Annotated in this window: 7 protein-coding genes and 1 pseudogene; 5 read left to right on the forward strand and 3 right to left on the reverse strand. The window is 70.0% G+C overall.

Annotated elements, in window-relative coordinates; translation table 11 throughout:
* Positions 1-72: 72 nt before the first annotated feature.
* The 3 genes and pseudogenes from mpl to ACTHK2_RS06150 all read right to left on the reverse strand — a co-directional run.
* Entirely contained in the window at positions 73-1521 is a 1449-nt protein-coding gene (mpl, locus tag ACTHK2_RS06140; RefSeq protein WP_440244816.1) for a UDP-N-acetylmuramate:L-alanyl-gamma-D-glutamyl-meso-diaminopimelate ligase, read from the reverse strand.
* A 28-nt stretch (positions 1522-1549) separates the two neighbouring features.
* Positions 1550-1906: a hypothetical protein gene (locus ACTHK2_RS06145; RefSeq protein WP_440244817.1), complete on the reverse strand. Its 357-nt coding sequence runs from the start codon at positions 1904-1906 to the stop codon at positions 1550-1552.
* Between the two features lie 204 nt (positions 1907-2110).
* Positions 2111-2671, reverse strand: a pseudogene (locus ACTHK2_RS06150) (adenylate kinase); the annotation flags it as partial.
* Between the two features lie 151 nt (positions 2672-2822).
* Here ACTHK2_RS06150 and ACTHK2_RS06155 point away from each other — a divergent pair.
* The 5 genes from ACTHK2_RS06155 to ACTHK2_RS06175 form a co-directional block, all read left to right on the forward strand.
* Entirely contained in the window at positions 2823-4082 is a 1260-nt protein-coding gene (locus ACTHK2_RS06155) for a 6-phosphofructokinase (RefSeq protein ID WP_440244818.1), read from the forward strand.
* 220 nt (positions 4083-4302) lie between these two features.
* Positions 4303-6354 (forward strand): sodium-translocating pyrophosphatase, encoded by a 2052-nt coding sequence (locus ACTHK2_RS06160; RefSeq protein WP_440244819.1) that lies wholly within the window; start codon positions 4303-4305, stop codon positions 6352-6354.
* Between the two features lie 640 nt (positions 6355-6994).
* On the forward strand, positions 6995-7636 hold the full coding sequence (locus tag ACTHK2_RS06165; RefSeq protein WP_440244820.1) for a cupredoxin domain-containing protein: 642 nt from the start codon (positions 6995-6997) through the stop codon (positions 7634-7636).
* Positions 7623-10301: a protein kinase domain-containing protein gene (locus tag ACTHK2_RS06170; protein ID WP_440244821.1), complete on the forward strand. Its 2679-nt coding sequence runs from the start codon at positions 7623-7625 to the stop codon at positions 10299-10301. Before ACTHK2_RS06165 ends, ACTHK2_RS06170 begins: the two co-directional genes overlap by 14 nt.
* Before the next feature lie 2 nt (positions 10302-10303).
* Positions 10304-11049: hypothetical protein (locus tag ACTHK2_RS06175; RefSeq protein ID WP_440244822.1), on the forward strand; the 746-nt coding region annotated here is incomplete at its 3' end.

The raw sequence follows: 11049 nt of genomic DNA on the forward strand, positions 1-11049 counted from the left end.
GAGGTCGGCGGCCGCACCCGACACGCGCGCCGCGCCACCCGTCGATCGCGGATGGCGGCGCATCCGCAGCGTTCATCCCTTCGCGGCGAGCGCCGTGGCGAACCGGCGCGGCGCGTTCTCGAAGCCGCCGTTCGACATGAACACGACGTGGTCGCCCGCGCGTGCCTGCACGAGCAGGTCGGCGACGAGCGCATCGACGCTCGCCGCGGTGCGGCCGCGGCCGCCGAGTGCGTCGACGATGCGCGCGGCGTCCCATGGCAGTTCCGGCCGCTTGAGGAACACGACCGCGTCGGCATCGGCGAGCGACGGCGCGAGTTCGTCCGCATGCGCGCCCATGCGCATCGAGTTCGAGCGCGGCTCCATGCCGACGAGGATGCGCGCGGCGCCGACCTTCGCGCGCAGGCCTGCGAGCGTCGTCGCGATCGCGGTCGGATGGTGCGCGAAGTCGTCGTAGATGCGGATGCCCGCGTGCTCGCCGACCAGTTCCATGCGCCGCGCGACGTTGCGGAAGGACGCGAGCGCGGCGACCGCGATCGCGACTTCGACGCCGGCCGCGTGTGCGGCGGCGATCGCGGCTAGCGCGTTCATGACATTGTGGCGGCCGCTCAAGGCCCAGCTCGCCTCGCCGAACTCGCGCCCGGCGTGAGCGACGACGAACGACGATCCGTCGGCCGCGGTGAGCCGTGCACGCCAGTCGCCGGCGTCGATGCCGAACGTCTCGACCGGCGTCCAGCGGCCCATCGCGAGCACCTCGTCGAGACGCGCATCCTCGGCATTGACGACGAGGCGGCCGTTGCGCGGCACCGTGCGCACGAGATGGTGGAACTGGCGCTGGATCGCCGCGACATCGGGAAAGATGTCGGCGTGGTCGTATTCGAGGTTGTTGAGGATCGCGATGGTCGGACGGTAGTGCACGAACTTCGAGCGTTTGTCGAAGAAGGCCGTGTCGTATTCGTCCGCTTCAATGACGAAATCCGCCGCCGCAGGCGGCGACGACCGTCCCTCGCCCACAAGGCGGGAGAGGGGGGAACCGTCGGCGGATGCCGACGGTGGGGCGAGGGAAGGCTTGCCTCCGAGCCGCGCCGACACGCCGAAGTTCGCGGGCACGCCGCCGACGAGGAAGCCGGGGGCGCGACCGGCGCATTCGAGGATCCATGCAAGCAGCGACGTCGTCGTGGTCTTGCCGTGCGTGCCGGCGACCGCGAGCACGCGCCGCTCCGCCAGCACGGTTTCGCCGAGCCATTGGGGGCCCGACACGTAGCACAGGCGCTCGTCGAGCATGTGCTCGACCGCGGCGTTGCCGCGCGTCATCGCGTTGCCGACGACGACGACATCGGGCGGCGGCACGAGATGGTCCGCGGCGTAGCCCGGCTTCAGCGCGACGCCGAGCCGTTCGAGCTGGGTCGACATCGGTGGGTAGACGTTCGCATCCGAGCCTTCGACCTCATGGCCGAGTTCGCGCGCGAGCGCGGCGATACCGCCCATGAAAGTGCCGCAGATGCCGAGGATGTGCAGCTTCAAGACTCGATGTCTCCGTTCGTGCGTCCGCTCAGCCGCCGAGCAGCAGGTGGGCGAGTGACCAGTTCGCGATCGCCCAAGTCGCGACGAGCACGAGCGCGAAACCGAAGCTCGCGTCCATTGCGTGGCGCATGATGTGCGCATTGATGCCCAGCTGCCAGAAGAACGTCAGCAGGAGCACCCAGCCGAACAGCGCCTGGGTCGCCGTCGGCGCATCGGTGATCGGGAGCATCGCGAGCAGGAACGGCGTCTGCACGAGCGATATCGCAAGATCGCTCGCCAGAAGCGCGGTCGCCGTCTGCACCCAGCGGTGGCGCAGGCGCCGTATCGCGAGCGCGAGCGCGCTCAGGGCGAGCAGCACGCCAGTGGAAAGGAGCGCACGCGGCAACAGGTCGTCGGCTTAGCCGACCATCGCACCGACGAGCGTCGCGAGCGCGACTCCGGCCACGGCGAATCCGACGACGAGCGGCGGCGCGTGCGGCAGATCCTGGGGCGGCGTGCGCAGCAGGCACAACCCGATCACGCGGGCGGCGAGGGAAGCGTGGCGTGTGTCCATGCGTGGCGGCGCGCGGCGCGCCGCGTTCGGGCAGGCGCGCGGCAGCGCGGCGACGATGCGCGCCGACACCTCGGCGAGTTCGCCCACGCCGTCGACGATGGCGAGCTTGCCGATCTCGGCGAAATGACCGGCGACCGGCTCGGTCTGTTCGGTGTACACGCGCAGGCGCTCGCGCACGGTTTCCGGCGTGTCGTCCTTGCGGCCCTGCGCAGCGGCGCGTCCGGCGATGCGTTCGACGATGAGTTCGCTCGGCACGTCGAGCTTGATCGCGACCTCGAGCGGCTGGCCGATGCGCGCGAGCAGCTTCGCCAGCGCGGCGCACTGCGCGACGTTGCGCGGGTAACCGTCGAGGATGAAACCCGCTTTCGCGTCCGGCTGCGCGAGGCGCTCCTCGAGCATCGCGAGCACGATGTCGTCGGACACGAGCTGGCCGGCTTCCATGACCGCCTTCGCCTTGAGGCCGAGCGGCGTGCCGGCCTTGACCGCCGCGCGCAGCAGGTCGCCGGTGGACACGTGCGGCACGCCGAGCGTGGCCTTGAGCAGCTCGGCCTGGGTGCCCTTGCCCGAACCGGGCGCGCCGAGTAGAACGAGTCGCATGGTGCTCCGATGGCGCCTCGCGGCGCTCATGCTCACGATGGGGAACGCGACGCACCCCTCGGCGCGCCTAGAATGGCGACAACGCTAGCGGCTGGCCTGAATGGTGTCAAACCACGCCGGCTGCGCAGGAACGTGGAGAAAAGGAGCGGGAATGAGCCAGGGCAAGCTGCTGTACGCGCAATCGGGCGGGGTCACCGCGGTCATCAACGCGACCGCCGCCGCGGTCATCGACACCGCGCGGCGGCGCAAGGTGCCCGTGCTCGCCGCGCGCAACGGCATCATCGGCGCGCTGCGCGAGGATCTCATCGACACCTCGAAGGAAACCGCCGCGGCGATCAAGGCGCTGCGCCAGACACCGGGCGGCGCGTTCGGCTCGTGCCGCTTCAAGCTGAAATCGCTCGAGCAGGACCGCGCGCGCTACGAACGGCTGATCGCGGTATTGAAGGCGCACGACGTGCGCTGGTTCCTCTACAACGGCGGCAACGACTCGGCCGACACGTCGCTGAAGATCTCGCAGATCGCGCGCGAGCTCGGCTATCCGGTCCACGTGATCGGCGTCCCGAAGACGGTCGACAACGACCTCGCGGTGACCGACTGCTGCCCCGGCTTCGGCTCGGTCGCGAAGTACACCGCGGTGTCGGTCGCCGAGGCGAGTCTCGACGTCGAGTCGATGTGCGCGTCGTCGACGAAGGTGTTCATCGTCGAGGTGATGGGGCGCCACGCCGGCTGGATCGCGGCCGCCGGCGGGCTCGCCGCGCGCAAGGCAGGAGACCCGCCGCATCTGATCCTGTTCCCCGAGGTCGCCTTCGACGAGGACGCCTTCCTCGCGCGCGTGAAGGCGACGGTCGAGCGCGTCGGCTACTGCACCGTGGTCGCCTCGGAGGGGCTGAAGAACGCAGCCGGCCAGTTCCTCGCCGAGGCCGGCACGCGCGATGCGTTCGGCCACGCCCAGCTCGGCGGCGTCGCGCCCGTGCTCGCCCAGCTCGTCAAACAGAAGCTCGGCTACAAGTACCACTGGGCCCTGCCCGACTACCTGCAGCGCTCCGCGCGCCATCTCGCCTCCAAGACCGACGCCGAGCAGGCGTGGGCGGTCGGCAAGGCCGCGGTCGAGTACGCGCTCGCCGGCAGGAATGCGGTGATGCCGGTCATCGTGCGTATCTCCGACGCGCCATACCGCTGGAAGATCGAACCCGCGCCGCTCGAGCGCGTCGCCAACCACGAGAAGAAGCTGCCCAAGGGCTACATATCGCGCGACGGCTACGGCATCACCGCGGCGGCGCGGCGCTACCTCGAACCGCTGATCCGTGGCGAGGATCCGCCGAAATACCTGCGCGACGGCCTGCCCGACTACGTGCGCCTGAAGAACGCGCCGGTGCGTCGCAAGCTGCCGCGCTACGACATCGCCGACTGATCCGCGTTCCGGCGCGGCGTCCGCTCCGGCGCTGCCGTTCGTGGCGGCGCGCCGCCGCGTGAAGCGAGCTGCCGCGTCCGGTAAATCCCGCGCGCGCCGGTTGCGCGGCGTGTTGCGGCGCGCCAATGCGCGCGGCTTCGGGGCATGGCTATACTCGGGCGAGTTGCGCGCTGTTTCCCGGGGTTTTCCTGTCTAGTCCTGTGAGTCAAGGGAGGGTTCGATGCTGTTCCATGAACACGGTTTGACGATCGCGCTGGCTTGCGCGGTGCTCGCGATCCTGTACGGCGGATGGTCGATCCGCTGGATCCTCGCCAAGCCGGCGGGCAACGAGCGCATGCAGGAGATCGCGGCGGCGATCCAGGAAGGCGCGCGCGCCTACCTCAACCGCCAGTACACCACGATCGCGGTCGTCGGCGTCGTGCTGCTCGTCGTGATCGGCTTCGCGCTCGACTGGGCGACGGCGATCGGTTTCGGCATCGGCGCGATCCTGTCCGGGCTCACGGGCTACATCGGCATGAACATCTCCGTGCGCGCCAACGTGCGCACGGCCGAGGCCGCGCGCGGCGGCATCCCGGCCGCGCTCGCGGTCGCGTTCCGCGGCGGTGCGATCACCGGCATGCTCGTCGTCGGCCTCGCCCTGCTCGGCGTCGCCGGCTACTTCGTCACGCTCATGCACATGGGCAGGACGCAGGACCAGGCGCTGCATGCGCTGGTCGGCCTCGCGTTCGGCTCCTCGCTGATCTCGATCTTCGCGCGCCTCGGCGGCGGCATCTTCACGAAGGGCGCCGACGTCGGTGCCGACCTCGTCGGCAAGGTCGAGGCCGGCATCCCCGAGGACGACCCGCGCAACCCGGCGGTGATCGCCGACAACGTCGGCGACAACGTCGGCGATTGCGCCGGCATGGCGGCGGACCTGTTCGAAACCTACGCCGTCACTCTGATCGCGACGATGCTGCTCGGTGGCGTGATGGCCGCGCAGGCGGGCGCCAACGCGGTGCTCTACCCGCTCGTGATCGGCGGCGTGTCGATCGTCGCGTCGATCATCGGCACGTTCTTCGTCAAGCACTCCGGCGGCAAGATCATGACCGCGCTGTACAAGGGCGTGATCGTCTCCGGCGTGCTCGCGCTGATCGCGTTCTACCCGGTCACGACGCAGTTGATGGCGACCAGCCAGTACGGCGCGATGAACGTGTTCGGCTGCGCGGTGATCGGCCTCATCCTCACCGGCGCGATGGTCGTCATCACCGAGTACTACACCGCGACCGAGTACGGCCCGGTGCGCCACGTCGCGAAGGCGTCGACGACCGGCCATGCGACCAACATCATCGCCGGCATCGGCATCTCGATGAAGTCGACCGCATGGCCGGTGATCGCGGTGTGCGCGGCGATCTGGGGCGCGTACCACCTCGCGGGCCTGTACGGCATCGCGATTTCGGCGACTGCAATGCTGTCGATGACCGGCATGATCGTCGCGCTCGACGCCTACGGCCCGATCACCGACAACGCGGGCGGCATCGCCGAGATGTCGGAGCTGCCGAAGGAAGTGCGCGCCGTCACCGACCCGCTCGACGCAGTCGGCAACACGACCAAGGCGGTCACCAAGGGCTACGCGATCGGCTCCGCAGGCCTCGCGGCGCTCGTGCTGTTCGCCGACTACACGCACAAGCTCGGTGTCGAGCATCCGGACCAGATCTACACCTTCGACATCTCCAACCACTACGTGATCATCGGCCTGCTCATCGGCGGCCTGATCCCGTACCTGTTCGGCGCGATGGCGATGGAAGCGGTCGGTCGTGCGGCCGGCGCGGTGGTCGAGGAAGTGCGCCGCCAGTTCCGCGACATCAAGGGCATCATGGACGGCACCGGCAAGCCGCAGTACGACAAGGCGGTGGACCTGCTCACCAAGGCCGCGATCAAGGAAATGATGCTGCCCTCGCTGCTGCCCGTGCTCGTGCCGATCGTCGTCGCGTTCGGTTTCCGCGTCATCGGCGGACCCATGGCGGGCGTGCAGGCGCTCGGCGGCCTGCTGATCGGCACGATCGTCACGGGCCTGTTCGTCGCGATCTCGATGACGACCGGCGGTGGCGCATGGGACAACGCCAAGAAGTACATCGAGGACGGCAACTTCGGCGGCAAGGGATCGGATGCGCACAAGGCCGCGGTCACCGGCGACACCGTCGGCGACCCGTACAAGGACACGGCTGGCCCGGCGGTGAACCCGCTCATCAAGATCATCAACATCGTCGCACTGCTGCTCGTGCCCTTGCTGTAAGGGACGCGGGTACGACGCGAATCGGAAGGCCGCCCTGGGGCGGCCTTCTTTTTTGTCGGTTCGTCCGGCGGCGGACGAAGCGGGTAGCCGCGAAGGGCCCGGTTCGCCCGGGCGCGGCGGCATCACGGTTCCGCTCGCCGCGGCGTCGAGCGGGAGGGCAAGAGCAACGCGCAAGCAAGAGCTCGTCATTCCGGCGAAAGCCGAAATCCAGCTCTACGTTTCGAGGCCGAAGACGCCGGGTCCCGGCCTTCGCCGGGACGACGGCAGGGGACTTCACGCTGCCGCGTTCCTGCTTGCGCTCCTGCTCCTGCTCTGCTCCACGAAGGCCAAAAATCACGATGGATCCCCGCTTTCGCGGGAATCACGACACGGGTGGGGCAGGCAGCGCCGACCCACCCGTGAAAGGCCAACGAGCACGCGCAACGAAAGCGTGGTGCCGCGCGAGCCATCGCGCGATCGCCCCGTGTGTCAGCCGATCGCGCCAGAGCCGGTCCAGTGGCCCCGAGCGTCCGCCGTTCCGCTGTCCGCGGTCCGGTACCGGCGCATGACCTTGTTCTATGATGCGGCCGGAGCATGGGAGCGGCGCGGCTGCGTCGTGCCCGACGGGCCTGGGGGAAAATGCATGCGTGCAGGAAGGCTGGTGCTGGCCGCGATCCTATCGGCTCCGCTGCAGGCCGCGGAGTTGTCGGGTAGCGTCACGCTCGTTTCGGACGGGCAGGCGTTGCGCAGCGAGGAGGCCGCCGATGCGGTCGTCTACTTCCGCCCGGCGAACCCGCCGAAGGTCGCGCCGGCGAACGAGCCGTACGTGATGGGCACGCAGCGCAAGCAGTTCATGCCGCGCATCCTGCCGATCACGGTCGGCAGCGAAGTGCGCTTCCCGAACCGCGACCCGATCCTGCACAACGCGTTCTCGACCTCGGCGGCGAACACGTTCGACGTCGGCGTGTACGGCAACGGGGAGGGCAAGTCGATCGCCTTCCCGCAGGCCGGCTACGTACGCGTGTTCTGCAACGTGCACCAGTCGATGGTCGGCCACATCCTCGTGCTCGACACGCCGTACTTCACCCACCCGGACGCGGCCGGCAAGTTCGTGCTGAAGGGTCTGCCGGCCGGCAGCGGCGACCTCGTCGTCTGGCACGACCGCGCGACGCCGTGGCACCAGAAGCTCGCTGCCGGCGGCAAGCCGCTCGCGATCGAGCTCGATCTCACTCAGAAACGCGTGCCGCCGCACCTCAACAAATTCGGCAAGCCATACGGAAGGGCCAGCGATGCCGGCTATTGAGCAGTCCCCCGCGAAGGGGTTCACCCTGCCGCTCGCGCTGCGCTTCTTCCTCGCGACCGCGCTGCTGATCGCGCTCGCGCTCGGTGCAGCGGTGCTCGTCACCTACACGCAGGGCCAGCGCATCGCGACCGACGCACTCGACAAGGCGGTGTCGACGAGCGATGCGGTGCAGCGCGAGTTCGAGCAGCACCGCCTCGAGACCCTGCAATCGAATGCGCGCCTCGTCGCGTCCGATTCCGGCTTCGCGCGCTACATCGGCAGCGCGGCCGGCGGCGGCGCGCTGCCCGGCGTCGAGGGCCAGAGCGGCCCCGACCTCAGCTCGATGCACGACCTCCTGCTCGAGCGCCAGCGCGAGTTCGGCTTCGATCTCGGCATCCTGCTCGACGGCCGGGGCAACACGCTCGTGCGCAGCGACCGCAACGAGTCGGTGCAGGAATCGCTCGTCGACGACCCGCTCGTCGCCGCGGCGCTGCACGACACGCCGCCGTTCGCGGGCTACTGGCGCCAGCGCGACGAGCTCTACCAGGCCGCGATCATGCCGATCGTGCAGGACCGTGACCTGCTCGGCTACCTGCTCGTCGCGCAGGGCGTCGACGACACGCTGGCGAAGAAGGTCGCGCAGGCGAGCGGCGCGCAGGTCGCGTTCCGCATCCCGGTCGGCGGCAAGGTCGCGCTCGCGGCGAGTTCGCTCGATGCGGCGAACGGCGCCGAACTCGCGCCGGCGATCGCCGCGCTCGATCCGACCCTGCGTTCGGCGCTCGACGGCGGTCGCGCGGTCGAGCAGTTCCGCCTGCGCTTCGCCAGCCAGGACTGGATCGGCCGCGCGCGGCCGATGGGTACGGCCGCGGACGGCAAGCTCGGCAGCGTGCTCGTGCTCGCCTCGGCCGATCGCTTCGTCTCGGGCTACCGCGCGATCCTCAACTGGGTCGCACTCGCCGGCATCGCCTCGATGATCGCCGCGCTGCTGCTCTCGCTGCTGCTCTCGCGCGGCATCCTGAGCCCAGTACGGCGGATGGCGCAGGCGGCCGAGGAAGCGGCCGCGGGCAACTACCAGGCGCGCATCGGCAGCGGTGGCAATGACGACCTCGGCCGGCTGTCGCACGCGTTCGACTCATTGCTATCGGAGCTGCGCGAGAAGAGCGACATGGAAGGCTATGTCGGCCACCTCGCGCGCTTCCTGCCCGAGCCGGCCGCGGATGCCGTCCCCGACGCGCCGACGCGCCGACGCAGCGCATCCGACACGATGCCGCGGCGAGCGTCGGCGACCCTGCTCGGCGTCGAGTTCCGGCATCTGCTCGCCGAGCGCGGCGATGCGACGCCGGCGCAGGCTGTCGCCGATCTCGGCGCACTGCAGGCACGCCTCGAAGATGCGGCACGCACGCATGCGGCCGATCTGCACGCCGCCGAGGGCGCGCGCTGGCTGTTCGCGTTCGATGGCGACGACGCGCATCGCCGCGCGCTCGCGTGCTGGGCCGACCTGCTCGACGCGGCGACCACGCAGCGCCAGTCCGCGCCCGCGGGCAGCGTCGTCGATGGCGAACTGCTGCACGGCGGGGATGCGCTGCTCGGCATGCCACAGGCGCAGGTGCATCGCCTGCTCTGCGATGCCGCGCCGGGGCAGTTGCTCACGCTCGGCGCGTTCGGCGAAGCGCTCGCGCGAGAACACGGCGCGACCGCCGTCCACGCGGTGACGGGCGCGTACAGCGCCAAGCCGCGCGCGGCCGTGCTTGCCGACGCATGGCAACGCGCGGCGAGCGAACGACCGTCGGATCGCACCGTCGTGCAGGCGCAGGCGCGCAGCACGCCCGCGCCCTCGCCTGGCGCGAAGACCGCGCTCGGCATCGTCCCCGGCGCGGTGCTCGGCAACCGCTATCGCATCATCTCGGTGCTCGGCGAAGGCGGCATGGGCGTCGTCTACAAGGCGAACGATCTCGAGCTCGACGACCTCGTCGCGCTCAAGATGGTCAAGCCCGGGGCGCTCACCGACGGCACCCAGCTCGAGCGGCTCAAGGACGAGATCAAGCTCGCCCGACGCATCACCCATCCGAACGTGCTGCGAACGTTCGATTTCGGCGAGATCGGCGGCGTGCCGTACATCTCGATGGAATACGTGCGCGGGCTCACCCTGCGCTACCTGCTGCGCGACGCCAAGCGCGTGCCCTACTCGGCAGGACTGCGCATCGCACGCCAGCTCGCCGCCGGCCTCGGCGCCGCGCACGCGGTCGGGGTCCTGCATCGCGACATCAAGCCGGAGAACCTCATCCTCGAGGCGAATGCGAACGCGAAGCTCATGGACTTCGGCATCGCGCGCCCGACCGCGCGCGTGCAGCCGGGCCACACCGAACCCGGCACCTTCCTCGGCACGCCGAACTACTGCGCGCCCGAGCAGCTCGCGGGCGGGAACGTCGACGAGCGTGCCGACATCTGGTCCTGCGGCGTGCTCATGACCGAAATGTTCTGCGGCGGGCTGCCGTTCAGCGGCACCTCGACGATGGACATCTACATGGCGCAGATGCAGCAGGAACCGATGCGGCCATCGGCCCTCTGGCCCGAGGTGCCGCCCGACCTCGAAAGCGTGATCCTGCGCTGTCTCCGCCGCGTGCCGGATGAGCGCTACACCACTGCGGCCGAGCTCGCCGCCGACCTTGCCCGCCTGAGAGTCTGAGCATGCGCCATCTCGCCTTCCTGTGCCGCCTCGCCCTCGTCGCTGCGCCGGCCTTCGCTGCGGCGCAGGCCAGCGACGATCCGCTGCTGCAGGCGCCGCAAGACGCGCCGGTCGCATCGACGATCGCCTGGTCGGGCGATGCGACGTTGCGTTACGAACACACCAATGGCATCCCCGGCGTGCGGCCGAGCCCGACGCTCGAACGCGTGCGCGGCCGCGTGCGTCCGGGCCTCACCTGGACACCCCGCGCCGACCTCGAGATCGGCGGCGCACTGAAGTTCGCGCTCGGCTCCGACGCCAATCGCGACAACCGCATCAACAACGACAACGAGCGCAGCGACGGCGCCGGCCTCGACCAGTTGTTCGTCCGCTGGCACGCGGGCGAGTCGACCGCGCTGCTGATCGGCAAGACGCCGCTCCCGCTCGAACTGTCCCCCCTCGTCTGGGATCGCGACCTGCGGCCTGCCGGTGTCAGCGTCGATCATTCGATCGCGTTCGGCGACTACGATCGCCTGCAACTCACCGCGGGCGCGTTCGCAGGCGAGCACCTGCACGGCGATGATTCGCGCATCGGCGCAGTGCAACTCGCCTGGCGCTGGCATGAGGGCGCGCCGGGCAATGCCGCGGTGCTGCTGTCGCTGATCGATTTCAGCCACCTGGATCGCCTCGCGAACAACGGCCTAGGCCGCACCAACCTGCGCACGCCGACCGGCTTCGCCAGCGACTTCCGCCTGCTCGACCTGCAGCT

The sequence above is a fragment of the Dokdonella sp. genome, from assembly GCF_051958935.1.
Classification (GTDB): domain Bacteria; phylum Pseudomonadota; class Gammaproteobacteria; order Xanthomonadales; family Rhodanobacteraceae; genus Dokdonella_A.

Coding starts and splice junctions, on each gene's coding strand:
- ACTHK2_RS06160 (WP_440244819.1), top strand. CDS start 4,303: ATGCTGTTCCATGAACACGGTTTGACGATCGCGCTGGCTTGCGCGGTG.
- ACTHK2_RS06170 (WP_440244821.1), top strand. CDS start 7,623: ATGCCGGCTATTGAGCAGTCCCCCGCGAAGGGGTTCACCCTGCCGCTC.
- ACTHK2_RS06155 (WP_440244818.1), top strand. CDS start 2,823: ATGAGCCAGGGCAAGCTGCTGTACGCGCAATCGGGCGGGGTCACCGCG.